Origin of the sequence: Mesorhizobium muleiense (assembly GCF_900099905.1) — a bacterium.
Lineage (GTDB): Bacteria > Pseudomonadota > Alphaproteobacteria > Rhizobiales > Rhizobiaceae > Mesorhizobium > Mesorhizobium muleiense.
On the sequence record NZ_FNEE01000016.1, the window covers coordinates 98,759 to 122,627 of the forward strand.

A 23,869-nucleotide genomic window follows, 5' to 3' on the forward strand; every position below is an offset into this window, starting at 1 on the left:
AACGATTTGGAAGCGATCGCATCAGCGCAGACCGGCATCGACGGCGATGGACTGCTTCGTGATCATGCGGCTGTCATCGGCGGCAAGGAAGAGCACGGTCCGCGCGATCTCCTCGCCCAGCAGGACGCGGCGGATCAGTTGCCGCTGCACCGTCTGGTCGATTGCGTCCTGGGTCTTGAACCACAGCTGGCGCTGCCGCTCGGTGATGACGGCGCCGGGTTCGACTGCATTGACGCGGATGTTGTCGGATCCAAACGACCGCGCCAATGCGCGCGTCAGCGCCACAACGGCACCCTTGGCGGTGGCATAGGCCACCATCTGGTCCGCGCCGAAACGCCAGGCGATGGAAGAGAAGTTTATGATCGAGCCGAAGCCGAGTTCCTTCATATGCGGATGCACCGCCTGCGCAGCGAAGAAGTGATGCCGGAGATTGACGTCGAAGCTGCGGTCCCAACATTCGACCGTCACCGTGTCAACGGGGTGGCGCTGATCATCGGCAGCGTTGTTTACCAGAACGGCGACCGGACCGAGCCTAGCGCGCACGTCTTCTACCGAAGCCTGCAGCGCATCAACGTCGGTCACATCACAATGGAGGTACAGGGGGGCCTGTTTGGCGACGCCACCGAGCTCGCGCACCAGCGCCTCCGCGGGTCCATCCTGCACATCGAGAAAGCATACGCGGGCGCCATTCGCCACGAAAGCGCGAACCATATCGGCGCCGATCCCGGAGGCGCCGCCGGAGATCAGCACGACGCGATCGGTCAAGCTCGGGTAAGTCGCGAATTGCATGGACATCAGATCACAGAAGCGCCCTGGTTGCTGGATCGAACAGACAGGCGCGCGACATGTCGATGCCGAGCGTTATCGTCTCGCCCATGACGGGAGCGTCATCCGGCTCGAATCGGCCGGTGATCTCCAGGTCGCCTAGCCTGAGGACGGCAAGCGTCTCGGCGCCGGTCGGCTCGACCAGTTCGACCGGCGCCTGCATGGACTCGACAGCAGGTTTGCGCGACTTCAGGTCCGCCGTGAAACGGTAGATGTGTTCGGGCCGAACACCGAGCACCACATCCTTTGGCGCACCGACAGGCAGTGGCGCGGCAAGGGCAAGAGTAGCGTCGCCGCCGTCAGCGGCGCGCACTGCGATGCTGGTTGAGCCGGTAAGCCGGGCGGGAATGAAATTCATCGCCGGCGATCCCATGAAACCGGCCACGAACATGTTGGTCGGCCGGTCATAGATCCGCTTCGGCGTGTCGAACTGCTGCACCGAGCCCTGGTTCATCACCGCAATGCGGGACGCGAGCGTCATCGCCTCGACCTGATCGTGAGTGACGTACACCGTCGTCTTGCCGACGCGATGGTGAAGCTTCTTGATTTCGGTGCGCATGTCGACGCGCAGCTTGGCGTCGAGATTGGACAGCGGCTCGTCGAACAAAAACAATTTGGATCGCGTACCAGGGCGCGCCCCATCGCAACGCGCTGCCGCTGCCCACCCGACAATTGCCCAGGCTTGCGGTTGAGCAGCTGCTCGATCTGCAGGAGTGCGGCAACCCGCTTTACGGCTTCCGCCTGCTCCGCTTTGGGCACGCCTCGGCTCTCCATGCCGAAGGTGATGTTCTGGCGCACCGTCATGGTCGGATAGAGGGCGTATGACTGGAACACCATCGCTATGTCACGGTCCTTGGGCTGCACGGAGTTGACCAGCCGGTCGCCGATCCAGATCTCGCCCGAGGTGACGGTCTCCAGGCCGGCGATCATGGCGAGCAAGGTTGATTTGCCGCAGCCGGAGGGGCCGACCAGGGCGACGAACTCCCCGGTTCGAGCCTCGAGATTGATGCCGGCCAGAATCTCGAGCCCGCCATAGCTCTTGTGAAGGTCGCGGATCATCAGCGCGGACATGGGCGATGCCTCATTTGATGGCGCCCTGTGTCAGGCCGCGCACGAAGTATTTTCCACCGAACAGGTAGATCAGCAGCGGCGGCAGCGCGCCGATCAGCACGGCTGCGCTCATCACATCGTAAGCGCGGGCGGTCGTGCCGCCAGCAGTGAGCGCGACCAATGCCGCCGTAATCGGCTGCTGCTGGCCGGAAGTGAAGACGACGCCGAACAGATACTCGTTCCAGATACCGGTGAATTGCCAGATGACGGTGACAATCAAAATCGGCGGCGACAGGGGCAGGATGATCTTGCGAAAAATCCGCCAGAAGCCGGCGCCGTCGATGCGTGCCGCCTTGATAAGATCGTCGGGTATGCTGACGTAGAAGTTGCGGCAGAACAGGGTGGTGAACGAGATGCCCTGGACGACGTGTATTAGTACCAGCCCGTATGTCGAATTGGTCAGGCCGAGCTTGCCGAGCAGGAACGCCCACGGCATCAGCGAGATCTGGCCTGGCATGAAGACGCCGAGCAGCATCAGGTTGAACAGAATTTCCGAGCCCTTGAAACGCCATTTCGACAGCACATAGCCGTTCATGGCGCCGAGGAGCGTGGAGATGAGCGTTGCTGGGATCGTCATCCAGAGCGAATTGAAGAAATTGCGCTTCATGCCTTCGCAGGTGCCGCTGACGCAATAAGTGCCCCAAGCCTGCGCCCACGCGTCGAGGCGGAAGCTGCGCGGCAGCGAGATGAGGCCGTTGCGGGCAATGTCGGACTGCTCCCGCAATGAGTTGAAGACGACGACCAGCAGCGGTGCAAGGTAGATGACGGCGAAAAGCGTCAGCACCGCATAGACAAGGAAGCGACCCCAGAAATATCGCCGCGTAGCCGCGGCCGCTTCGGGATCATGCCGGGCGTCGGCGGCGATTTCAGCCATTGCGGCCCTCCGCCCGCCTGCGCCAAACGATCCACAAGGAATAGGGCACCAGCACAACCGCGAGGGCCGCGAGCATCATCATCGCCGCGGCGGCACCCTCGCCGATCTGCCCACGCTGGAACATCAGGTCGTAGACATAGATCGCCGGGAAGGTAGTCGACACACCTGGCCCACCCCGCGTCAACGCCGCCACCAGGTCGAAGGTCTTGATGGCGAACTGGATCTGGATGACGGCCACCGCCAGAAAAATCGGGGCGATCGTCGGCAGGATGACCTTCCGATAGGTTCGGGAAACCGACGCACCGTCGATCTGCGCTGCTTTGATGAGATCCGGATCGACCGATCGCAGGCCAGCCAGGAAAAGCGCCATTGCGAAGCCGGACGACTGCCAGATACCGGTTATGATCACCGCATAGATTGCGGTGTTGCGGTTGGCCGTCAGGGCGAAGCTGAAGTCGGTCCAGCCGAGCCCCCGCACGAAAGCCTGGATGCCGTCGACGGGATTATAGAGCCAACTCCACACCGTGCCGGTGACGATGAAGGAGACTGCCAGCGGATAGAGGAAGATGGTGCGCCAGACCGCCTCGCCGCGAACGCGCTGGTCGATCAGGATCGCCAGAAGCAGTCCGATGGCCATCGAGCCGACGATATAGAAGCCGCTGAACAGAAAAAGGTTGGTGTAGGCGATGTTCCAGCGCCGGTTCGCCCAGAGCGAAGCGTAATTGTCCAGACCGACGAAGCCATAGGTCGGCATCAGCGACGAACTGGAGAGCGAGAGATAGAGCGTCCAGAGCGTGAAGACGAAGACGTAGATGAAACTCGCCGCAAGCGACGGCGCCAGCACCAGAATGGGCACCATCGTGCCCAGGCGCTGTCGCCACGGGGTTGCGGTAGCCGCAACCGGTACGGTCAGGTCACGCGTTGACATCTTCTGCTCCGGCGAAGTCGGGGCCGGGCGACGCGCGACATCATCGGCAGCGTCTTCACATCTGCGCTTCGGCCGCATCGGCCATCGCGCTGGCTGCGTCCTGAGCGGTCATGTCCGGCGTCGCCACGAATTCGGTGACGGTATCCATGATCGCGCCGCGCACCTTCTGCGGGATCGTCATGTTATGCGCCATCGACCGGACAAGGGTGCCGCCATCGATCGACGCCTGCAGATCCTTCTGGGAGAGCTGCTGGCAGGGATTGAAGCCGTTCGAAAGATCGACGTCGAGACGGGCCGGGATCGAGCCCTTGGTTTGATTGAAAACCGTCTGGAACTCGGGCGACAGGATGGTGCTGGCGAGCAGTTTCTGCCCCTCGACGTATTCCGGATCCTTCTGCTGGAAGAACACGACCGAGTCGGAATTCAGGATGAAGCCCGGCTTGCCCCAGTCAGTCGGCGCCTGGGCGCAGACATAGTCGGTGCCCTGCTTGAAGCCGCCGGCCGTTAGCAGGCCGAGCGTCCAGTCGCCCATGATGTGGAAGGCGGCCTCGCCGCGGCCGACCAGATGCGACATGCTATCCCAGTCGCGCCCGTTCATGCCGGGGTCCATATATTTCGTCGTCATGGTGCGGAACTGTTCGAAGGCCTTGACCATGCCGTCGCTGCGCATCGCGTCGACGTCACCCTCGACGAAGGCTTTCTTGAAGAGATCGAGATCCATTCCGTAGACGACGACCTCAAACACCGTCGAATCGGTCCAGTCGGCGGTCGAGTGCGAGATGCAGATCTTGCCCGATGCCACGATCTTGTCGCAGGCGGCGTTGAAGTCTGCCCAGGTCTTCGGCACCTCGGCGACGCCTGCCTCCTGCATGACCTTCGGCGATGCCCACAGCCAGTTGATGCGATGGATATTCATCGGCGCCGCCACCCAGCTGCCGGTCGGCTTCATCACCGGCAGCAATTCGGGAGCGACGACCTTCTCCCAATTTTCCGCTGTCGCCAGTTCGTCGAGATTGGCGGTCATGCCGGTCTCGTTCCATTCGGCGATCTCGGGCCCCTTGAGCTGCACCGCTGGGGGTGCATTGCCGGCGATCACGTCGGCGCGCAGTTTCGCCAGCGTGTTGGCCGTGTGGCCGGCGATGGAGGTCTGCTGCCAGGCGCCACCCTTGGCGGTAAACATCTCACCGAGCTTGGCAATAGCCTGAGCGTCCGATCCGGACGCCCATTGATGCAACAGGTTGGTCTTGGGCTCAGCGAACGCGGCTCCCGCAACAAGGGTGTACGCCGCAGCGGCCGCAACGGCCGTCCTCAGATATTCCATCGTTTCACTCCCATAAGTGATGAACGGTTCGTATCGACCGCTTGTGGACGCAATTCGAGTTCGTCGCAGAGGGAGATGCAGTATCTCCGTTCTTTCCAAGATGACATATTTGAGCTATCAGTCAACGTCCTTTGTGCTCATCATGAACAAACCTTCGCTTAGAAACTGGCTGATCGACAGGCCCTCCGCATCACCGGAGAGCCTGATCGTGCGCTGCCTGCGTGAGCGCGGCGTGCTTTCTGCCTCGCAAATCGCGCATATCACCGGCTTGGCGCGCTCGACGGTCTCAACGGCGCTCAATGGCTTGAAAAAATCCGGAATGGTGATCGAATCCTCGGCCCATCACGACGGGGCCAGGGGCATTGGCAGGCCTGCCGCGACCTTGACGCTCAATCCTGTCGCGGGCACCTGCGTCGGGATCCATCTGGGCCTCGATGAGATGCGGTGCATCGTTGCCGACGTCTCGCATTCTGTCATTGCCGAACAAACTCTTCCCATGGGCCTGGACTACCAGCCACAACAGGCGGCCGAGCTCGCCAAATCAGCAATTGCCCAATGCTACGAAGAGAACGGTCTGCCGATGGCGGGGCTCCTGGGGGTTGGGGTTTCCGTCTCGGGCCCTGTCAGCCGCGAAGGCGTGGTGCAGCGTGCGAGTATTGTTCCGACCTGGGCTGGGGTCAACATCCGCGATGTGTTCGGGCCGGTTCTCGAACAGCCGATTTTCGCCGACAACGAGAGCAACTGCTCGGCCATCGCCGAGCTGATGTGGGGCGCGGCCGTCGGCCAAGACGATTTCGTCCTGTTCAAGATCGATCTCGGGGTCGGCGGGGCCATAGTCCAGCATGGCCGGCTGGTGACCGGCATCGCCGGCGGCGCCGGCGAATTCGGGCATATCAGCATCGATCCAGGCGGCGATCTTTGCCGGTGCGGCAATCGCGGATGCCTGGAGCTTTATGCGAGTTTTGCCCGGCCGCTCGAGCAGATTTCGCGCATCGTGCGGCGACCGGTGACGATGGACGAGGTGATCATGATGGCTGAGCAGGGCGACGTCGGGGCGCTGCGAATGATCGAGGACACCGCGGACTTCGCCGGCCGTGGTCTTGGTCTGATCGGCTCGGTCATCAATCCGCCACTCATCATCATCGGGGGCCGCATGGCGTTGGCAGGCGACATTCTCCTGGCACCGCTGATCACGTCATATGAACGCCACACTCTCATCAAGTCCCGCGATATCGCGCCCGCACTGCGCACGCGGATAATCGTTGGCAAGCACACGCAGAACGATGCCTTGCTCGGCGCGGTCGGCCTGGTGCTGCGCCACAACAGCCGGCTGCAATGATTTGACTTTTCGCCGAGTGGGCCGTTTCCCCAGGGCGATCGCTCGCGAAGGTCGCTGAACGCATGGACGCAGCTGGGCGCCCATTGCGGCTCAGCGCCCACTGTCGATGATCGAGCCGCCATCCGGGGTGAGCGTATAGCCCGTCAGGAACTGTGCATCCTTGCTCGCGAGGAACAGCACGACAGGCGCGATGTCTTCCTCCGGCGTTCCGAAGCGGGCGAGCGCGTTGGTCAGCGGGGGCACGTCAGCCTCTTGGCCCCATGTCTCTGCCAGCGGCAGGAGATCGACGAATATGAGCTTGGTGCCCCTTGCGACGACGACTTGAGTATAGGTCGTTGGGGTCGGTAGATCGCGCGGATTGATACACTCCAGCGTCATCTTTTTTGCTACCCCTTTGGGTTGCTTCGTCGTTCGCTGTTCGGGTCGATCGGGACGACTCACTTGCCAGAGGCCGCGGAGCCGCATAACAGTTTCCCCTGGCTGTCCTCTTCTACTCTATTCTACTTCGCGCCAGCGCCGCTTTCGCCACGATCTCTCCGGCGTCCCGCCGAAGAACGTTCAAAATATCAGTGATGACGACTTCACTTCCGATATTCTGATCCTCCGCGAAATTGGCCTTGAAGATTGCTCGGGCGAATGTCCCACACCACCCTTCTGCGGCGGCAATGAGCGCGACGCGCGTGGCTAGGAGACTGCCACGGGGATAGTTTGACGGCCACAATAGCGGGAGCCTGTACATTTCGCACAGCCGTTCGACATCACGGCGGCGATAGCGCCTTTCATCGGGGCCAGCCTCTTGGAAAGGCGATGAATTGGACGCTCGCCTTTTGAAAATGGGGCCGAGGAGAAAAGGTTTCCAAACAAGTTTGAGAGGTGCGGAAGATATGAGGTCTTCGATTCGCGATGCTGCAAGGTAGGAGTAAGGGCTCGCGAAATCGAACCAGAATTCGAGCATAGCCGGGTTATCGGTAGATACTTTTTCTCCCATTCTGCTGTCACCTCGTGTCCGGTGGCGTTCCGGCCGCAGACGCAGCCACCGCCACACGGCTCTTGATGCATACGGCCATGGAGGCAATGACCACGAAGGCGGTGACGACGAACGGCCACGTGATCCGCTCGCCCAGTAGAACGGCTGACCAGAGCAATGCGAGCAGTGGCTGCGCGAGATTCAACTGCCCGATCCGAGCGATCCCGCCGGCGGCCAGTCCGCGATACCAGGCTACCGAGCCCAGGAACATGCTGACGACGCCCGCATACCAGAAGCCAGTCCAGGCCTGCCAAGGAATCGTCCCCCACGTCCGGGCATGGACCTCGACGACAAGCGGAATCGCGGCGAGAGGCGCCAGTAAGATCATCGCCCAGCACAGAGTCGCGGTTCCGCCGAACGCACGTGAGACGCGTCCGCCCTCCACATAGGCGAGCCCGACACTCAGCATCGCTAAAACGAGCCAACCGTCGGCGAGCTCGATATGTCTTCCACCTTGATAGATCGCGAAAGCGGCGACTGCCAAAACCCCCGTCCAACATCCAATCCAAAATCGCCAAGGTGGCCGTTCCGCCGTGCGAACCACCGAGATAATGGCCGTTGCGGCTGGGGCCAATCCTACAACCACAGCGCCATGCGCGGACGGCACTCGCTCAAGCGCCAGCGCCAGAAAAAAGGGGTATCCCACAGCCAATCCCAAGCCAGTCCAAAGAATACCGAGAAGTTCGCTCCTGTGAGGCCAGCGACGCTGCCGCATGAGCAGCAGAGCGAAGATTCCCAAGACCGCCGCTATCAAAATTCGGCTACAGGTGAGGATCGTCGGACCGAATACCGGGACTGCGAGCCGCGTCGCCGGCAGTGTACCACTGAACGCAAACCCAGGCAGCCGAGGAGTAGGCCCGTTCGCCAGTCATCAGACGCTCTTACGGTAGCTTGTCGCTCCGGCGTGCTGCCGGCAGCGCTGTCCCATGTCGATGTCTCCATCTTGAGGGCATTTCTCTTGCCGGAAAACATCTGGGAGAAAGGATTCGCCACCGTTGAGAGCCAATTCTATCGTTCACGGCGAATATCGCCCAGAAGGAAACAATCCTCAAATGCATATTCATGATCTTAATGATGCGCCATTTGCATTACCCTCTGCGTCAGTTCTGAGCGCGGACTGAAAATGCTCGATGACCGGTGCGAGCCGACCCAAGGTGCCGCCGTGCAGCATGGCGATAGCTACCTGAAAGTCAAAATCCGTGAGCTTGAGAACGCGCAGTCGACGCCGGTAAGGACTGTTGTTGATATGTCGCCGTGGAACCAGGCCAAGGCCTGCGCCGCGCGATACAAGCGAGAGCTGCAAATCATGGCCGAAGACCTCCGCAACAATCCGCAATGGAATGCTTGTCTGGTCGAATGCTCTTTGAATGGCGTCCCGATAGCCACATCCCTGCGGATTGAGGATCCAGTCCGATCCAGCAAGGTCCCGCAGGCTGAGACACCGTTTGGGCGAGGATATTACGGCTTCACTCGCTGCAACCACAACGATCCGCTCGATGCCGATGGCCGTGGAGTGAATGCTTGAAGGCACGGTAGAGTCATCGGCGACTAGGCCGACAGCGCAATCCAGCGTGCCGTTGCGAACCTGCTCGATCAGCCATGTCGTCCAGTGCGATATCACCCGCGGACGAATGCTTGGAAAGCGTTGTCTGAGCGCATCGATGGGACCGTCGAGCGCTCTCTCCGCCAGCCCATGCGCGATACCGAGGCGAATCTCGCCTGACAGAGGTCCTCCCAATGCGTTCAATTTCAATTCAGCCATCGCCTTGAGGACTTGCCGACAGCTTTCCAACACGCGTCGCCCCTCAGGCGTCAGGGTTGATGGTTTGCTACGGCGATCAAGCAGGACAGCGCCACCCATCGCTGCCTCGAAGCTCTGGATTCGCCTCGTGACGGCCGGTTGGGTCAAATTGAGGCGGAGAGCCGCTCGGTTGACCGAGCCCGTCTCCGCCAAGGCCACAAAAGCCTCGATATCAGGAATATTCATGCGCATTATTTATATTACAAAGAGCATTATGAGTCGAGAGATGCTCTTCAGTTGCCGGCTTAAGCCAAGTGGACTCCCGCCACCTCGCGTCCGCTCGCGGCCGCACCTGCGGCCATCTGATCTTCCAGGATTTGTTCAAGAAGGAGCAGTAATCGATCTACCCCGTGTGATCGACGCCAGAAAAGGTCGCGCGCGCTAACTTCTTCGAGCGCGCGACCGATTATTTGAAGCCACAAAGACGCGAAGGTTGGGTGGGCCTGACGGCGTATGGGCGCCGTTCGAAGAGCGGGGAGACGCCCGACAGAGCGGCAGATCTGCGGGTCGCCCAGAAGCTATCGACTGCTATCGCTCGAGTGTCCTCTCACCTGAGGATGTCGACCGGCGGCACTTGCTATGGCAGTGTCACTTTCGGACTGCCTTGGCAAGATTCATTGGTAGCTTTCGTTGGATCTTGACGGACCAGCCACCCAAGATGCCGCCGGTCATTTCTTCTTGAACTCAAACAGTTCTACGAGGTTGCCCGACGGATCTTCCAGAAGCCTGGCGCGACCAGCGCCCGCCTCGCTAATTTCTCCTCTGAATTTGGCGCCAGCATCGTTCAACCGGCCGACGAGGACGTCTAGATCTTTCGTGACGATTATGAATCGGTTCCATCCGCCGGGCTCTGGTTTACCGCCAGCACTTCCCCCACTGCCTGCCCCCGGAACGTTAAGGTAGAGCGTGAAATCATCGCGAATGAGCGCCGCGAACTTGCCAGGGTTGTGCATGTCAACCTTGAACTCGAGTTTGTCGCGATAGAACACGACCGAACTGTCAATGTCCGTCACAATGTACCGGATGGATGCCATAATCCGTCCTCCTTTCACCATAGAAAATGAACCAATGCGAATGTGGTTGCCTGGCCGGCCCTGACGATCAGGGCCGACAGTCAGCCAGCCGACTAATGAGAACACAGCTTAGCCGTCCACGGCCTGTGGAATCGCGTCGCTCGATTTCTATCGGCTATCGCCGGGCCCCAATTCGCTTTCGCATCCTCTCCTATCCCGCTCTACTCTACAGTACTCTCTTCACTCCCACTCGATTGTTCGCGATATAGCTAACATGTTGAAATTGCTCACGTAAAAAATCTCACTCTCAAAGACTACCGTCAGCTGTACCGTTGCGAAAGGCTGGCTGTTGATTTCATTGCCAAATTTCAGCGTTTTCGAGAAACGCACCTTTCGCCACCTATCGAGAGCGCCGGATGTTTTGATCCTGCATCAAGGTTGAGAAGGGCATCTGCCATATGCAGCCTTCCCAACGGCCTGGGCAAGCCAGGTTGGCAACTGCGGCGCGGCGGACGCGAGTTCGCTGAAGTCATGTGGCGAGAGAGTGCGCTTCAATGTTCCCAGGGCAGTATCCGCGCTCTCCGGTCCCAGCCAGGCCAACGCCCGGATCGCGACGCCAGCCGGTCGGTCCGCAAGGGCGAGTTGCCAGCGTGGGGCGTGTCGAAGCTCAACAACCTGCTTGCCGAAACTCATGGATCGCGAACGCCCCGAGGTAAGATAGACCGACCGGACTGGCACTTGTGTGGAAAGGCCGAGGATATTGGCTGCGGCAGCGCCGCTCGGTACGACGATTTCGCCTTGTTGCCTCGCAAATGCCTGGACTGCCTGCTCGACCGAAGGAGCCCTCGTGCCGTACCGCCCGGTGATAGAGCGAACAGACGCTTCCTCGGAGATGGAGTCAGGGGGAAGCGTCATCAGAAACGTCCGTAGTCGATCACGCTGCTCTGCCTGCGCCAGCTTGCGATCGAGATATTCCACCCGCTGTTCTTCGAGCTTGGCCAGCCGCGCCTGCTCGGCACGCCGCTGGCGGGCAATCTCCACGAGCCGTGCCCGCTCGTGAGTGAAGCGGAACACGCTTGTTCGTTCAGATCGCGGCGAGCGCGATCTTTCGCAAATCGTCGGCGTAGAGTTCCGGCGTTTCCCAGGCCGGAAAATGCCCGCCACGCGGAAAGACGGTGTAACTCTGCACATTGTAGAGCCGCTCGGCCCGCTCGCGCGGCGCGAGCGCCAGATCATGTGGCCACATCGCGACGGCGGTGGGGACATGCACGAAGTCATCCGCCCGCAGCGGCGGCCGCAGCCGGGCGGCCTCGTAATAGTAGCGGACAGACGACCCGATCGTGTTGGTCATCCAGTAGATCGTCAGAGTGTCAGCCAGGTCTTCGAGTGGCCAGACAGAGAAGACGTCGCCATCGCAGTCCGTCCAGGCCCGGAACTTCTCGACAATCCACGAGGCCAGGCCAACAGGACTGTCGGCAAGCCCAAAGGCGAGAGTTTGTGGCCTCGAGCTCTGGATCGCCTGATAGCCCCCTTCCTCCCGGCTCCACAGTTGGAGGCGCTCGTCATAGTCGATCTCGGCCTTCGACAGGGGCGACGCATCTTCTGGAATCGGCTTCGGCGCGACCGTCGAGACATGGAGAGCCAGCAAACGCGCCGGATGCCGAAGCGCTATCCGGGTGGCAAGGCCGGAGCCGATGTCAGTCCCAGCCACGACGAACCGCCCATAGCCCAGCATCGTCATTAGCTTCGGATAAAGGTCACTGGGCTCCGCCTCGTAGGGCCGGGTTGGCCTGTCCGAGTAGCCGAAGCCGGGCATGGTGGGGATCACGACATCGAACGCCGGCGTTCCCCGGGTAAGCAGCGGCGCTATACGCTGAAACTCCACGAAGCTGGACGGCCAACCGTTCATCAGCAGTAGCGGGATCGATCCACTTTGTCCGCTGCGAAAATGCAGAAAGTGTATGCCGTGGCCATCGACCGTCGTCCGAAAATGAGGCAGCTGGTTGAGCCGATCTCGCCGCTGTGCCCAGTCATAGCCGTCACGCCAGAAATCGATGAACTGGTTGAGGACGCCGCGCTCGGTTCCCATGGTCCAGTCGTCAGTTACCGCGTCGGCCCAACGCGTCCGTGCGAGGCGGCCACGAAGGTCAGCGGCCTGGTCCGGATCATAGGGAATCTGGAAGGGAGTGATCATGATTGATTCCTTGGCTGTAGTGCAGCAGAAGACCGGCCGACTGGTCCAATTCGAATTGACCTCCGATGTCCGCTCCAAACGTGAGATGACTTGCTTCCAGTGGTATTGCGGATCTGCCGGTGAGGGCTGATGTCGGTGATTCAGCCGATATCGACGTTCATGGCGAAGTCCCAGGTGCCGGCGCCGTTTTTGGCGAGGCCAATCATCATCAAACCGAGCGCCTCCAGCGTCTGGGCCATGTGCAAGCCGCCCACGTCGAGCGGACGCAGCCCGAGACTTTCGAGGAACGTCGAGACGCGCGCTTTCGCCTCCGCATCGTCGGCTGCGATGAACGCGTCGAGGCGTCCACCCTTCGCAAGCACGTGACCAAAGATCGTGTTGAACGCCTTCACAACATGCGCGCCGGCGGGGAGGCCCTTTGCGGTCTCCTGCGCGCCAGAACTGCCGTGGGGCGTGACGAGGCCGGAGAGGTCGGGGGTAACCGGGTTGACGATGTCGACGATCACCTTGCCATCGAGCGCTTTCCCAAAGCCGGCTACCGCCGCCGCTACACCGCTGTACGGCACGGCGAGGATGACGATGTCGCCCGCGGGGGCGGCTCCGTATATCCCAGTGGTCGCTCCAGCTCCAAGTTGGTCGGCGAGCGCCCGCGCCTTGGCGGGGTCGCGGCTGACAACCTCGACAGTGTGTCCGGCCTTGGCGGTACGGACCGCGATAGCGGCGGCCATCGTTCCTGAGCCGATGATGCTGATAGTGCTCATGTGTAGTCTCCTATTGAGTGGGGGTATTGCTGGTGGTCGCTAGACGGGGGATCCGTTTATTGGTTTGACGAATTACGGGATCGCGATACGACCCGCCGGAAAGTAATGGCCGTTGTCGAGGTCCTCGATCAGGCCCGGCTGACCTGGATACCAGCCGAGAGTCTGGCGGGTGATGGCGTTGGACGCCGGAAGGTCCAGCGTGACCAAATTCGCGAGAAAGCCGAAGAAGCCAGGCAGCATCAGTACGTCCGCAGGGATGGGCACGGCGGGCATGCCCATACGGCTGCCAATGGCCTCGGCGATCTCGCGGAACCGGATGCCGTCGCCCTCAATCCCGTGCCAATATTTGCCAGCCGGCCCCTTCTCCAGCGCCAGGCGGAAAAGGGAGGCCAGGTCGCGGGCATGCACAGCCGGCCAGAGGTTCGCGCCGTCACCGGGGTAACCGATAACGCCCTTCTCCTTCGCGAGACCGATCAGCAGCTGGAGGAAGCCGGCATCGGTCGTGCTGTGCGCGATGGGAGGAATTCGGACGACCGAAGACCGCACGCCCCGCTCCGCGAGGCCGATCACGGCGAGTTCCACGGCGTTACGAACCCGCAGGGTGCCCTTGTATGCTTCGCCGCCGGGAAGAGCCGGATCTTTCTCGGTGGCTGGCCGGCCCAGGCCTTCCCACCCCGGCGAGCCGATGCTCCCCGAGACGACGAGCGGCTTTCCGGTCCCCGCCAGCGCCTCGCCGTAGGCGAGCATGATCTGGAGCTCCGCGGCGGCCACGGCGTCGATCCCGCCGGACGGAAGCAGATCCTGCCTGTGCGCGACGTGGATGACGCCGTCAGACTCCGCCGCCGCCGCCTTGAGCCCGTCGAGGTCGGTGATATCCCCGCGACGTACCTTGGCGCCGAGCGCCGACACCGCCGTCGCGGACGTGTCCGACCGGACCAGGCCAATGACCTCATGTCCGGCCGCGATGAGCTCGGGAATGATGTGCGAACCGATATGACCGGTCCCGCCAGTAACTAAAACGCGCATGCTGCTGCTCCTTGGGTAATGTGATGCGAGACGTGGTGCCGCGGGCTCAGCCGAGGAGGCTGACGCGGATTGAGAAGTTGGTATGTTTGATGGAGCGGGTCATGAGGCCCAGCCACAGCATGCAGGCGTGCTCCAGCGTCCGCGCCATAATCAGCCGCCCGGTATCCATCGGACGTAGCCCGAGGCTGTCGATGAACGCCGAGACGCGCGCCTTCGCCTGAGAGTCGTCCCCGGCGATGAACACGTCCAATGGATGGCCCCCGATTGGACCGGCAGCCAAGACCTGGGCGTTCTGGGTGTTGAACGCCTTGACGATAGTAGCATTGGCAGGAGCAACCTTGGCGATCTCCTGCGCGCCGAAACTGTCTTCAGGAGTCAAGAAACCCGTGAAGTCGGATTTGATGGGGTTGGTGATGTCGACGATGAGCTTGCCTGCCAGTTTTTCGCCGTACTGCTTCACCACGTCGAGAACGGCCGAATAAGGAACCGCCAGGATGACAATGTCCCCGACCGGGGCGGCGCCAAACGTTCCGGTCGTCGCGCCGGCTCCGACCTGCTCGGCCAGCGCCCGCGACTTGGTGGCGTCGCGGCTCATCACCTCGACGGTGTGTCCGGCCTTGGCGGCAAGATCGCCGATCGCTGCGGCATACCGCCTGAGCCGATGATGCTGATAGTGCTCATGTTCGTGTTCCCATGACTTCGCTTTTCGGGTTGCCGGAAAGCGCCTCCGGCTCCATATACACTTGTGGACCACTGATCCGTATATCTGGATCACTGATCCGATTGTCAAGGTGACCTATGCGAGCCGACGCCAAAAAAAATTACAGCCACATCCTTGCGGTCGCGCGTGAGGTTGTCACCCAGCACGGCGCCGACGCATCGATGCGCGATATCGCCCGTCGAGCCGAGGTCGGGTTAGCCACGCTGCTTCGTCATTTCCCGACGCGAGAAGCCCTGTTCGACGCGCTGCTGTGTACGAATCTGGACGCACTGACTCAGAAGGCAGATGAACTCGAAACGTCGAACTCACCCGACGAGGCGCTCATCTCCTGGTTCCAGGAATGGTTGGTGTTCGCCCAAAGCTATAGGGGCGTCGTCGCCATGATGGCCGCCGCCCACACGAACCCGGACTCCGCTCTTTATGCTTCATGCGCTGCGGTGCACTCGGCGAGCGCGCGACTGCTGCTCCGTGCACAGGCCGAAGGCGCGGCGCGGCCCGACATGAATGGGGATGACCTGTTCGCCCTGATGACGGCACTCGGATGGGCGGTCGACCAACCCTCATTCGCGCCGCGGGCCGATCATCTCTTTCGCATCATTACGGGCGCCATCCTGGCGAACCCGTCGACCGGATCGGCTTCTGCTGCGCTCGACCGTCAAAACTAAGTATTCATCATACTGCTGACGAGAGGCGGAGCACTTCATCCTTTGCTTCCAGGCGTCACCTCGGCCGCACGCATCGGATCATGCTCGATCCGATGCGTGCATCGTGTCCCTGCCGGTGGGACGTCATGTTCATCAGTCGAACTTGACCAGGTCCTTGAAGATCAGCCGGCCCCAGCTGTTCCCGCGCGCCTGCACGAGCAGGCCGCCTTCGGAAAGCCCACCTAGCTTGATCGGCGCGAAGCCGAGATTTTCCGCGAGCGTACCAATCTGCGCCGCGGCGTCTTCATCATCGCTCGCCAGGAATACGACTCTCCTGCCGCCCTTTACGGCCGGATCCTGGTCAAGGATGGCAGAGATCAAATGGTTGAAACCCTTGACCAGTTTTGCACCTGAGAAGGCCTGCTCAATGAACTTGGAAGACGGCTGTCCTCCCAGTTCCTCAGGAGGTACGCCATAGGCATTGGTCGCATCGACGATGCTCTTCCCCTGCCAGGTGGGCAGCGCGTTCGCGACATCCGGGTGCGCCTCGAAACGAACCGCCAAAAAGATGATGTCCGCTTTGACTGCCTCCGCCAGCGTCTTGGGGATGATCGTAGGCCCGATCGCGGCCGCATCGGCTGCAAAGCTTTCCGGGTCGCGCGTGGTTGCCACGGATACGTCGATGCCCTTGCGGGCAAACGCCTTGGCCAAGGCCTGGCCGATATTGCCGAAGCCGATAATTGCGTAGCTCATGTTTATTTCCCTTTGTTTTACCGAGCCCTACGACGCTTCGAACAATCGAATGGAGCGCCGTAGGGCGTAGCGCGTCAGATTTGCGCGAGGCCGCCATCGACGGCGAGTTCGCTGGCGGTCATGAAGCTGCTGTCGGGCGACGCGAGAAAGGCAGCCGCCGCCCCGATCTCCGCCGGATCGGCCATGCGCTGAAGCGGATTCATCGAGGCGAAGACCTTCAAGCCCTCCTCGCCTATCGCTGCCTTCGCGAGTTCGGTCGCCGTCGCCCCGGGCGACAGCACGTTGACCCGGATGCCGGTGCCTTTCAGGTCCTCCGCCCAGGTCCGCGCGAGGTTGCGCACGGCCGCCTTGCTCGCGCTATAGACGCTGAATGCGGGGGCGCCCGTGGTGCCCGCGCTCGATCCCGTCAGGATGATCGAACCGCCCTCGCCCATCAGCGGCAGCGCCTTCTGGACCGTGAAGATCGTACCCTTCACATTGGTGTTGAAGGTTTCGTCAATGTGCTCGGCGGTGAGCTTGCCGAGCGGAAGCAGGCTTCCCATCCCGGCGTTGGCGAAGATGACGTCGAGGGTTCCGCGCTCGGTCTTCACCGCCGCGTAAAGCTTGTCGAGATCGGCCTCATCGGAGACCGAGCCCTGCACCGCGCGGGCATTGGCCCCGAGCTCGACGAGGGCGGCGTCGAGCGCATCCTGCCGACGGCCGAAAATGAAGACGAAAGCGCCCTCCTCGATGAAGCGCTTTGCAGCGGCGAGGCCGATGCCGGTGGCGCCACCGGTGATCACGGCGGTCTTTCCATTCAATCTGGTCATATCGTGTATCCTTCGTTTCGCTATCTCGGGTCTTTGGCTGTACGGGAGGTCTTCCCGACAAGTTCAACATGGCCCTGCCGAAGTCAGCCAGACAGTGAGCAGTCGCACACATCGGTGGTGCGAAAACGATCCATATCGATGATCATACGCCGCGATGCTCGCGTAAACCCCGGCTTTGTATGCTAGAATGAGCCCGGAAGCCGCACTGCGCGGCGCGGGGATGCACCATGATCGACTGGGATGACGTTCGCTACTTTCTCGCCGCCGCGCAAGGGGGCTCAGTGCGGGCCGCCGCCAAACGTCTCGGAGTGAACCACGCGACCGTGCTGCGACGCATCGCCCAGCTCGAGGACCGCCTCGGGGCGCAGATGTTCGAAAAGCTGCCTTCGGGCTACCGCTTAACAGCTGCGGGCGAGGAGGTCCTCGAGTTCGCGGACCAGATGCAAGCGTCGTCGCACCAGCTGGAAACGCGCGTCTTGGGGCGCGATCAAAGCGTGCGCGGGCTTCTGCGGGTGACGCTGCCGGCGCCCCTCGCAGCACACCTGCTCATGCCGGACTTCGCGGATTTCGTACGCCTGCATCCGGGCATCGAGATGGAAATCTTGTCGTCCGGCGAGCTGGCAAACCTGACCAACCGAGAGGCCGACGTGGCGATCCGCGTCGTCTACGACCGCGAAGCCCTGCCGCCCAATCTTCACGGCCTGAAGGGGCCGGAGCTGTTCGGCGGCTTCTACATGTCCGGCGATCGACTAGCCGAGTGGCAGGCGGGCGGGCCGGATCCCAGGTGGATCGCCATAAGCGGTCATGGAGTACCGGACTGGACCCGCGAGGGAGAACTTCGCACGACTGGGACTCCGTTCCGGACTATGGATTTCGAAGCGCAGATCGCGGCGGTCCGGCAAGGTATAGGCATCACGACGCTCCCGTGTTTCGTCGGAGATACCGATTCCTTATTGGAGAGGGTGCCAGGTACCAACCTACACCTGTATGGACCGATCTGGGTTCTCACTCAGGGGGAGACACGCAAGACGAAGCGCCTGCGGCTCCTCACCGAGTTCGTATCCCGCAGACTCGCCGCCTACGCCCCACTTTTAGCGGGGCTGTCCATATCGCGCGACTGACGCGCAGTAGATCGCCGGCGACGCTTGCCGGGTCTTGCTTGTTTAGGGGAAGAATGGGGGTAAATGCGGGAATGTCGGCTTCTGTCGCAAACTGACGTACAACGGTGCAAGCGGGAATGGCTGCAAAGTCCAAGCTGAAAACGTGAGTGTACCGCTTCTCAGGCCGCATGCGGAACGGCCGGTTTCGGGACGCCGTGCACACTCCTGACCGACGACAATGGGGCTCGAAGCAGACCCGCCTTTGTGCACGCTATTCTACGCCAGAGCACTCCCGCCAATGGAAGCGGCTTTACAACCATCTTGAAGCGGGCGCAGATCGATCCTGTAGGAAAGAAATGGAGTAGGCGAATTCAATGGAAGTGAAAGACGGACGGGAGGAGCGGCAATTAAGCGGAGGCGAAAACCACCGCCGAAACTACGCTATTGCCGCCGTTTTTATCCTTCACTCCCACTCGATTGTGCCCGGCGGCTTGCTCGTCACGTCGTAGACGACGCGGTTGATGCCGCGCACCTCGTTGATGATGCGGGTGGCGGCGGCGCCGAGGAACGCCATGTCGTAGTGGTAGAAATCCGCCGTCATGCCGTCGACCGAGGTGACGGCGCGCAGCGCGCAGACGAATTCATAGGTGCGGCCGTCGCCCATGACGCCGACGGTCTGCACCGGCAGCAGCACGGCGAAGGCCTGCCAGATGGCGTCATAGAGGCCGGCCTTGCGGATCTCGTCGAGATAGATGGCATCGGCCTCGCGCAGGATCTCCAGCTTTTCGCGGGTGATGCCGCCCGGGCAGCGGATGGCAAGACCGGGTCCGGGAAACGGGTGCCGGCCGACGAAGCTGTCGGGCAGGCCGAGCTCCTTGCCGAGCACCCTAACCTCGTCCTTGAACAGTTCGCGCAGCGGCTCGACCAGTTGCATGTTCATGCGCTCGGGCAGGCCGCCGACATTGTGGTGCGACTTGATCGTCACCGACGGGCCGCCGGTGAAGGAGACGCTTTCGATGACGTCGGGATAGAGCGTGCCCTGCGCCAGGAAATCGGCGCCGCCGAGTTTCTCGGCCTCTTCCTCGAACACCTCGATGAACAGCCGGCCAATGGTCTTGCGCTTCTTTTCCGGATCCGACTCGCCCTCGAGCGCGCCGATAAAGCGGTCCGAGGCGTCGACCAGGATGAGCGGCAGATTGTAGTGCTGGCGAAACATCTCCACCACGCCTGATGCCTCGTCCTTGCGCATCAGCCCGTGGTCGACAAGGATGCAGGTGAGCTGGTCGCCGACCGCCTCGTGGATCAGGAGTGCTGCGACCGAGGAATCGACGCCGCCCGAAAGCGCGCAGATGACCTTGCCCTTGCCGACCTGCTTGCGGATCGTCTCGACCGCGTGCTCGCGGTAGGCGCGCATCGTCCAGTCGCCTTCGATGCCGGCGATCTTGTGGACGAAGTTTTGCAGCAGCCGGGCGCCGTCAGGCGTGTGCACCACTTCGGGGTGGAACATGATGCCGTACATCTTGCGCTCGACATTGCCGAAGATGGCGAAGGGCGAGCCTTCCGATTTGCCGAACACCTCGAATCCCTTGGGCAGCGAGATGACGCGGTCGCCATGGCTCATCCACACCTGATGGCGCTGACCGGGCGCCCACAGGCCCTCGAACAGCGGGCTGTCCTTCTGGATCTCGACGAAGGCACGGCCGAATTCGCGATGGTCGGAGCTTTCGGCGATGCCGCCCATCTGCACGCACATGGCCATCTGGCCATAGCAGATGCCGAGCACCGGCACGCCGGCGTCGAAGACAATCTGCGGCGCGCGCGGGCTGCCGATGTCGCCGGTCGAGGCCGGGCCGCCGGAGAGGATCACCGCCTTCGGATTGATGCGCCTGAACGCCGCTTCGGCCGACTGGAACGGCACGATCTCGGAAAAGACGCCGGCCTCGCGGATGCGCCTGGCGATGAGCTGCGTGAACTGGCTGCCGAAATCGACAATCAGGACGGTGTCTGGCAGGACGGTGTCTGGGAGGACGGTGTCTGGCAGGACGGTGTCTGGGAGGACGGTGTCGGGACGATTGGCTATCTTCATGGCGAGCGTTTAGAGAAAGAAACGAGTCGGCGCAATGGGTTGCGAAGGCGTCTCCCTCACTCCGTTTCCGCGTCACGGGATGGTCCAAATTGCAGCGCACCGGAGCCAATCGCCTGTTCCAGCCGCGTCACCGCGTCCGCCAACCTCTCGTCGATGACATGGAGATACTCCTTCCAGTCGCCGACATGCCTGAGATCGGCAGCCCCGTCGGAAATGCCGCGCAGGCCGACGAGCGGCACGCCGAACAATTGGCAGGCACGCAGGCAGGCGAAGGTCTCCATATCGACCATGTCCTCGCCAATCGCATCATAGGCGCTGCCGGAGATGATCGCCGCGCCGGTCGACAGCGTCGCCTCCCTTATGCCGGGAATCCTGAACGGCAGCGGCACCGTCACCGGCAGGTCGAGAAACGGCGTCGCGCCCTTCTCGAAGCCCAATGGCGAGGCGTCGATGTCGCGGTAGGCGACCGAAACGGCCTGGTAGATTTCCGTCTGTTCCAGTGTCCGGCTGCCGGCCGAACCGAGCGAGACGACGAGATCCGGCAGCGCCTTTTCAGATTTGAGCCATGACAGTTCCGCGCCCAGCCTGACACCCGCTTCGACCGGCCCCACCCCTGTCATGACAGGCGTGAACAGCCGCTGCAGATGCGGCCCGTATTCGGCCTGCGCCGCCATCACGAAAAGAACGTCCCTGCCGGCAATTCTGACGGCCTTGCGCATCGGATCAGCCTTCAATGCCATCGCGCCCGACCACCGTCATCATCGTTCCAGTCATGGTGGCGATCAGCTTGGCCTCGCCGTCGACGGCGAAGGCATAGGCCTGGCCGTCGGCGACGATGATGGTGCGGCCGGGCTTGGTCACCGAGCCGCGGAACAGAAAACGCTCGCCCCGGCCCGGCGCCAGCAGATTGACCTTGAATTCGATGGTCAGCACACTGGAGCTTTCCGGCATCAGCGAGAACGCGGCATAGCCGCAGGCCGAGTCCAGCGCCGTCGAAATGACGCCGGCATGGAGGAAGCCATGCTGCTGAGTCAGCGCCGCTGAATAGGGCATCTCGATCTCGATGATGCCCGGCGTCACCAACGTCAGCTCGGCGCCGATCGTCATCATGGCGTTCTGGCGCGCGAAGGATGTCCTGACACGATCCTCATAATTGGGGGCGGGTACGATCTCTGCTGCCATAGCTTGTCACGCTCCTGTCAGAAAAGCTTATTGCAGAGGTATGAGCGGCAGGCAATCGCTATTGCTGCACTGCAGCAATCAGCCCGCCGGCAAGGTTCAGCCACCCTTGCGCAGTGCGCAGACATAAAACCCATCGGTACCGCTCAACGCCGGCGACAACGCAATGCCGCCTGCTGCGCCGATGCGTGCGGCCGCCTCGTGGCCCGGAAAGCGGCTGTCCCAGAGCTGGCGATGATCGACCGGGACAAAGCCGCTGTTACGATCCCTGAAGACAGCGACCTGCTCGCCATTCTCCTCGTCGAACACCGAGCAGGTGATGTAGACCAGCAGCCCGCCCGGTTTGACGAAGGTCTTGGCGACATCGAGGATCGCCGATTGCTCGCCCTTGCGCGCATCGAGCTGCTTCTGCGTCAGCCGCCATTTGGCATCGGGCCGGCGCCGCCAGGTGCCGCTGCCGGTGCAGGGCGCGTCGACCACGACGATGTCCATGTGGCCCGCGAGGGGGCTGAGTTCCGTCGGCTTGGTGACGATTTGGACGTTGCGGTTTTCCGAGCGGCGGATGCGGTCGAAGATCGGCGCCAGCCGCGCTTTTTCGGAATCATGGGCAAACACCTGGCCGCGATTGTCCATCGCCGCCGACAGGGCCAGCGTCTTGCCGCCGGCTCCGGCACAAAAGTCGAGAACCTGCATCCCGGCCTCGGCGCCAGCCAGCGTGGTGGCAATCTGCGAGCCTTCGTCCTGAACCTCGAACCAGCCTTTCTGGAAGGCCGGTTCGGCCTGCACGTTCGGGTGCCTGCCGTCGCCCGCGATCGGCGGGATGCGGATGCCGTGCGGCGCAATTCGTGCAGCCCTGGCGCCGGTCTCGGCCAGTTCGGCGAGCACCTTGTTGCGATCGGCCTTCAGCGTGTTGACCCTAAGGTCGAGCGGCGGGCGGGTCGCCAGCGCCGCACCTTCATCGACCCAGCTGACGCCGAAGGCCTGCTCGAAAAACGGTTCGCACCAATCCGGAATATCGGCGCGCACCGCCGGCGGCGCATCGTTTACCTGGCGGTCAGCGATGGCCTTCAGTTCATCGTCGTTCAACGGCGGCGGCGCAAACTTGTCACCGTCGAGCGCTTCGTTCAACGACTGCGCCGTCTGGTTCCATTCGAGCAGCAGCGCGCCAAAACCGATGGCGCGCGGCGTATCTTCGCCCAACAGCCAGCCGGCCGAGCGCTTTCGCCGCAGCGCGTCATAGACGATGTTGCCGATCGCGGCGCGATCGCCGCCGCCGGCGAAGCGGTGCGACAGGCCCCAATCCTTCAGCGCATCGGCGACCGGCCGGTGCCGCCGGCCGATATCCTCCAGCACTTCAATGGCTGCTGCCAGCCGTCCGCCCAGTCGCATCTTGTTATTCCGTTACTCAGCAAATCAATTCCGGGGTCCTGCTCTAAAGCGCGCGACCGGCGCACACAAGCGGGGAAAGTCCTGGAGGCAGAGGGCAGTCGCTTCAGGTTTGCGCTGCCCCTCACCCTGACCCTCTCCCCGTGAGAACGCCAGATCAAACGCAGCTTTCTTGATATCAGCGACTCTCGCATTGCTATGCTTTCAAACTTTTGAAGTTGCGATAGTCTTCCGCTGCGTGATTCGCCAAGAATTGCAAGCGGATCGGCGGGAAATTACAAGGAGAGGGCAATGAAGACTTATACGGCGGAAGTTCTAGGCACATTTCTACTGGTGTTCATCGGCACGGCTTCGGTGGTGACGGGCGGCTTCGGCGGCGCGCTGCCGCTCGGCCAAGAAGGCATCGGTCTGGCATTCGGCATCGGCCTGATTGCGGCGGCTTATGCGATCGGCCCGATCTCGGGTGCACATCTCAACCCGGCGGTGACGCTCGGCGTGTTCCTCGCCGGCCGAATGGAGGCCAAGGACGTCATCCCCTACTGGATCGCGCAGGTCATCGGCGCCATCATTGCGTCGCTGGCGCTGTGGATCATCGTCTCCGGGCAGGTCGGCGGCCATACCGGCGGCTTCGGCGCCAATGGCTGGGATGCGACGAAATGGGGTGTCAGCTCGGCGTTCCTGTGGGAACTGATCGGAACCTTCACCTTTGTCACGGTCATCCTCGGCGTCACCAGCGGCAGCCACGCGACGGCCTTTGCTGGCCTCGTCATCGGCCTGACGCTGGCGGGACTGCACTTCGCCATCATTCCGGTGACCGGCACATCGCTCAATCCGGCCCGCTCGATCGGCCCGGCGCTGTTTTCGGGAAGTGCGGCGATCGGCCAGCTCTGGCTGTTCATCGTCGCACCGCTGATCGGCGGCGCCATCGCCGGCGTGGTCGCCAAGACTCGTATCTTCGAGAAGGACTGATTT

General features: G+C 62.1%; 23 protein-coding genes and 3 pseudogenes. 4 read left to right on the forward strand and 22 right to left on the reverse strand.

The features are described 5' to 3' along the window. Positions 1-21: 21 nt before the first annotated feature. From BLT09_RS23710 to BLT09_RS23730, 5 genes and pseudogenes are all read right to left on the reverse strand, one after another. Positions 22-789, reverse strand: a complete 768-nt coding sequence (locus BLT09_RS23710; RefSeq protein ID WP_167366520.1) for an SDR family NAD(P)-dependent oxidoreductase — start codon at positions 787-789, stop codon at positions 22-24. 10 nt (positions 790-799) lie between these two features. Further along, positions 800-1,896 (reverse strand): annotated as a pseudogene (locus tag BLT09_RS23715) (ABC transporter ATP-binding protein). A 10-nt stretch (positions 1,897-1,906) separates the two neighbouring features. Then, positions 1,907-2,809 carry a carbohydrate ABC transporter permease gene (locus BLT09_RS23720; RefSeq protein WP_091597411.1) on the reverse strand — a complete coding sequence of 301 codons (903 nt, stop codon included), beginning with the start codon at positions 2,807-2,809 and terminating at the stop codon, positions 1,907-1,909. Then, complete coding sequence (locus tag BLT09_RS23725; protein WP_091597534.1) at positions 2,802-3,737, reverse strand: carbohydrate ABC transporter permease; 936 nt, start codon at positions 3,735-3,737, stop codon at positions 2,802-2,804. The genes BLT09_RS23720 and BLT09_RS23725 overlap by 8 nt, the downstream gene beginning before the upstream one ends. A 55-nt stretch (positions 3,738-3,792) precedes the next feature. Then, positions 3,793-5,058, reverse strand: coding sequence for an ABC transporter substrate-binding protein (locus BLT09_RS23730; protein WP_091597413.1), 1,266 nt, complete (start codon positions 5,056-5,058; stop codon positions 3,793-3,795). Positions 5,059-5,200: 142 nt separating this feature from the next. Between BLT09_RS23730 and BLT09_RS23735 the strand changes: the two genes are divergently transcribed. After that, positions 5,201-6,397 carry an ROK family transcriptional regulator gene (locus BLT09_RS23735; protein ID WP_167366519.1) on the forward strand — a complete coding sequence of 399 codons (1,197 nt, stop codon included), beginning with the start codon at positions 5,201-5,203 and terminating at the stop codon, positions 6,395-6,397. A 90-nt stretch (positions 6,398-6,487) separates the two neighbouring features. Here BLT09_RS23735 and BLT09_RS23740 read toward each other — a convergent pair. The 11 genes and pseudogenes from BLT09_RS23740 to BLT09_RS23790 form a co-directional block, all read right to left on the reverse strand. Further along, positions 6,488-6,676 (reverse strand): annotated as a pseudogene (locus BLT09_RS23740) (3-oxoacyl-ACP reductase); the annotation flags it as partial. 211 nt (positions 6,677-6,887) lie between these two features. Then, positions 6,888-7,385: a DsbA family protein gene (locus BLT09_RS23750; protein WP_091597419.1), complete on the reverse strand. Its 498-nt coding sequence runs from the start codon at positions 7,383-7,385 to the stop codon at positions 6,888-6,890. Positions 7,386-7,392: 7 nt separating this feature from the next. Then, positions 7,393-7,908 carry a DMT family transporter gene (locus BLT09_RS23755; protein WP_139172667.1) on the reverse strand — a complete coding sequence of 172 codons (516 nt, stop codon included), beginning with the start codon at positions 7,906-7,908 and terminating at the stop codon, positions 7,393-7,395. After that, a pseudogene (locus BLT09_RS35860) lies at positions 7,909-8,292 on the reverse strand (EamA family transporter); the annotation flags it as partial. Positions 8,293-8,484: 192 nt separating this feature from the next. Then, on the reverse strand, positions 8,485-9,417 hold the full coding sequence (locus BLT09_RS23760; protein ID WP_091597426.1) for a LysR family transcriptional regulator: 933 nt from the start codon (positions 9,415-9,417) through the stop codon (positions 8,485-8,487). Between the two features lie 476 nt (positions 9,418-9,893). Continuing rightward, positions 9,894-10,259, reverse strand: a complete 366-nt coding sequence (locus tag BLT09_RS23765; RefSeq protein ID WP_091597538.1) for a VOC family protein — start codon at positions 10,257-10,259, stop codon at positions 9,894-9,896. Positions 10,260-10,670: 411 nt separating this feature from the next. Next, the gene (locus BLT09_RS23770) at positions 10,671-11,312 is read right to left on the reverse strand and encodes a DUF6088 family protein (RefSeq protein ID WP_236473656.1); all 642 of its coding nucleotides are present in this window, start codon (positions 11,310-11,312) and stop codon (positions 10,671-10,673) included. 10 nt (positions 11,313-11,322) lie between these two features. Further along, positions 11,323-12,432, reverse strand: a complete 1,110-nt coding sequence (locus BLT09_RS23775; RefSeq protein WP_091597429.1) for an epoxide hydrolase family protein — start codon at positions 12,430-12,432, stop codon at positions 11,323-11,325. A gap of 140 nt (positions 12,433-12,572) precedes the next feature. Further along, positions 12,573-13,193 (reverse strand): NADPH-dependent F420 reductase, encoded by a 621-nt coding sequence (locus tag BLT09_RS23780; protein WP_091597432.1) that lies wholly within the window; start codon positions 13,191-13,193, stop codon positions 12,573-12,575. A gap of 72 nt (positions 13,194-13,265) precedes the next feature. Continuing rightward, the gene (locus tag BLT09_RS23785) at positions 13,266-14,219 is read right to left on the reverse strand and encodes an SDR family oxidoreductase (protein WP_091597435.1); all 954 of its coding nucleotides are present in this window, start codon (positions 14,217-14,219) and stop codon (positions 13,266-13,268) included. A 46-nt stretch (positions 14,220-14,265) separates the two neighbouring features. Beyond that, positions 14,266-14,994 (reverse strand): NADPH-dependent F420 reductase, encoded by a 729-nt coding sequence (locus BLT09_RS23790; protein WP_208602533.1) that lies wholly within the window; start codon positions 14,992-14,994, stop codon positions 14,266-14,268. A gap of 23 nt (positions 14,995-15,017) precedes the next feature. Here BLT09_RS23790 and BLT09_RS23795 point away from each other — a divergent pair, with 23 nt between their 5' ends. Further along, a complete protein-coding gene (locus tag BLT09_RS23795; RefSeq protein ID WP_091597438.1) occupies positions 15,018-15,605 on the forward strand; it encodes a TetR/AcrR family transcriptional regulator in 588 nt (195 codons plus the stop codon). Between the two features lie 132 nt (positions 15,606-15,737). Here BLT09_RS23795 and BLT09_RS23800 read toward each other — a convergent pair whose 3' ends face one another. Both BLT09_RS23800 and BLT09_RS23805 read right to left on the reverse strand, forming a co-directional pair. Further along, positions 15,738-16,337: an NADPH-dependent F420 reductase gene (locus tag BLT09_RS23800; RefSeq protein ID WP_091597441.1), complete on the reverse strand. Its 600-nt coding sequence runs from the start codon at positions 16,335-16,337 to the stop codon at positions 15,738-15,740. Between the two features lie 74 nt (positions 16,338-16,411). Continuing rightward, complete coding sequence (locus BLT09_RS23805) at positions 16,412-17,146, reverse strand: SDR family NAD(P)-dependent oxidoreductase (RefSeq protein WP_091597444.1); 735 nt, start codon at positions 17,144-17,146, stop codon at positions 16,412-16,414. Between the two features lie 227 nt (positions 17,147-17,373). Here BLT09_RS23805 and BLT09_RS23810 point away from each other — a divergent pair, with 227 nt between their 5' ends. Further along, entirely contained in the window at positions 17,374-18,267 is an 894-nt protein-coding gene (locus tag BLT09_RS23810) for a LysR family transcriptional regulator (RefSeq protein ID WP_091597447.1), read from the forward strand. A gap of 442 nt (positions 18,268-18,709) precedes the next feature. On the opposite strand, the gene guaA is transcribed toward BLT09_RS23810, so the two are convergent. The 4 genes from guaA to BLT09_RS23830 all read right to left on the reverse strand — a co-directional run bounded on the left by guaA (position 18,710) and on the right by BLT09_RS23830 (position 22,900). Beyond that, a complete protein-coding gene (gene guaA / locus BLT09_RS23815) occupies positions 18,710-20,332 on the reverse strand; it encodes a glutamine-hydrolyzing GMP synthase (RefSeq protein WP_236473657.1) in 1,623 nt (540 codons plus the stop codon). A 56-nt stretch (positions 20,333-20,388) separates the two neighbouring features. After that, the gene (locus tag BLT09_RS23820; protein WP_091597450.1) at positions 20,389-21,051 is read right to left on the reverse strand and encodes a 5'-methylthioadenosine/S-adenosylhomocysteine nucleosidase; all 663 of its coding nucleotides are present in this window, start codon (positions 21,049-21,051) and stop codon (positions 20,389-20,391) included. Between the two features lie 4 nt (positions 21,052-21,055). Then, a complete protein-coding gene (locus BLT09_RS23825) occupies positions 21,056-21,514 on the reverse strand; it encodes a PaaI family thioesterase (RefSeq protein WP_023800372.1) in 459 nt (152 codons plus the stop codon). Between the two features lie 96 nt (positions 21,515-21,610). Continuing rightward, complete coding sequence (locus tag BLT09_RS23830) at positions 21,611-22,900, reverse strand: RsmB/NOP family class I SAM-dependent RNA methyltransferase (protein WP_091597453.1); 1,290 nt, start codon at positions 22,898-22,900, stop codon at positions 21,611-21,613. A 288-nt stretch (positions 22,901-23,188) separates the two neighbouring features. Here BLT09_RS23830 and BLT09_RS23835 point away from each other — a divergent pair, with 288 nt between their 5' ends. Then, entirely contained in the window at positions 23,189-23,866 is a 678-nt protein-coding gene (locus BLT09_RS23835) for an MIP/aquaporin family protein (protein WP_091597456.1), read from the forward strand. Positions 23,867-23,869: the final 3 nt, after the last annotated feature.

Coding starts and splice junctions, on each gene's coding strand:
- BLT09_RS23710 (WP_167366520.1), bottom strand. CDS start 789: ATGCAATTCGCGACTTACCCGAGCTTGACCGATCGCGTCGTGCTGATC.
- BLT09_RS23765 (WP_091597538.1), bottom strand. CDS start 10,259: ATGGCATCCATCCGGTACATTGTGACGGACATTGACAGTTCGGTCGTG.
- BLT09_RS23835 (WP_091597456.1), top strand. CDS start 23,189: ATGAAGACTTATACGGCGGAAGTTCTAGGCACATTTCTACTGGTGTTC.
- guaA (WP_236473657.1), bottom strand. CDS start 20,332: ATGAAGATAGCCAATCGTCCCGACACCGTCCTCCCAGACACCGTCCTG.
- BLT09_RS23775 (WP_091597429.1), bottom strand. CDS start 12,432: ATGATCACTCCCTTCCAGATTCCCTATGATCCGGACCAGGCCGCTGAC.
- BLT09_RS23805 (WP_091597444.1), bottom strand. CDS start 17,146: ATGACCAGATTGAATGGAAAGACCGCCGTGATCACCGGTGGCGCCACC.
- BLT09_RS23810 (WP_091597447.1), top strand. CDS start 17,374: ATGATCGACTGGGATGACGTTCGCTACTTTCTCGCCGCCGCGCAAGGG.
- BLT09_RS23760 (WP_091597426.1), bottom strand. CDS start 9,417: ATGCGCATGAATATTCCTGATATCGAGGCTTTTGTGGCCTTGGCGGAG.
- BLT09_RS23800 (WP_091597441.1), bottom strand. CDS start 16,337: ATGAGCTACGCAATTATCGGCTTCGGCAATATCGGCCAGGCCTTGGCC.
- BLT09_RS23820 (WP_091597450.1), bottom strand. CDS start 21,051: ATGCGCAAGGCCGTCAGAATTGCCGGCAGGGACGTTCTTTTCGTGATG.
- BLT09_RS23795 (WP_091597438.1), top strand. CDS start 15,018: ATGCGAGCCGACGCCAAAAAAAATTACAGCCACATCCTTGCGGTCGCG.
- BLT09_RS23750 (WP_091597419.1), bottom strand. CDS start 7,385: ATGGGAGAAAAAGTATCTACCGATAACCCGGCTATGCTCGAATTCTGG.
- BLT09_RS23780 (WP_091597432.1), bottom strand. CDS start 13,193: ATGAGCACTATCAGCATCATCGGCTCAGGAACGATGGCCGCCGCTATC.
- BLT09_RS23725 (WP_091597534.1), bottom strand. CDS start 3,737: ATGTCAACGCGTGACCTGACCGTACCGGTTGCGGCTACCGCAACCCCG.
- BLT09_RS23785 (WP_091597435.1), bottom strand. CDS start 14,219: ATGCGCGTTTTAGTTACTGGCGGGACCGGTCATATCGGTTCGCACATC.
- BLT09_RS23730 (WP_091597413.1), bottom strand. CDS start 5,058: ATGGAATATCTGAGGACGGCCGTTGCGGCCGCTGCGGCGTACACCCTT.
- BLT09_RS23720 (WP_091597411.1), bottom strand. CDS start 2,809: ATGGCTGAAATCGCCGCCGACGCCCGGCATGATCCCGAAGCGGCCGCG.
- BLT09_RS23825 (WP_023800372.1), bottom strand. CDS start 21,514: ATGGCAGCAGAGATCGTACCCGCCCCCAATTATGAGGATCGTGTCAGG.
- BLT09_RS23830 (WP_091597453.1), bottom strand. CDS start 22,900: ATGCGACTGGGCGGACGGCTGGCAGCAGCCATTGAAGTGCTGGAGGAT.
- BLT09_RS23735 (WP_167366519.1), top strand. CDS start 5,201: ATGAACAAACCTTCGCTTAGAAACTGGCTGATCGACAGGCCCTCCGCA.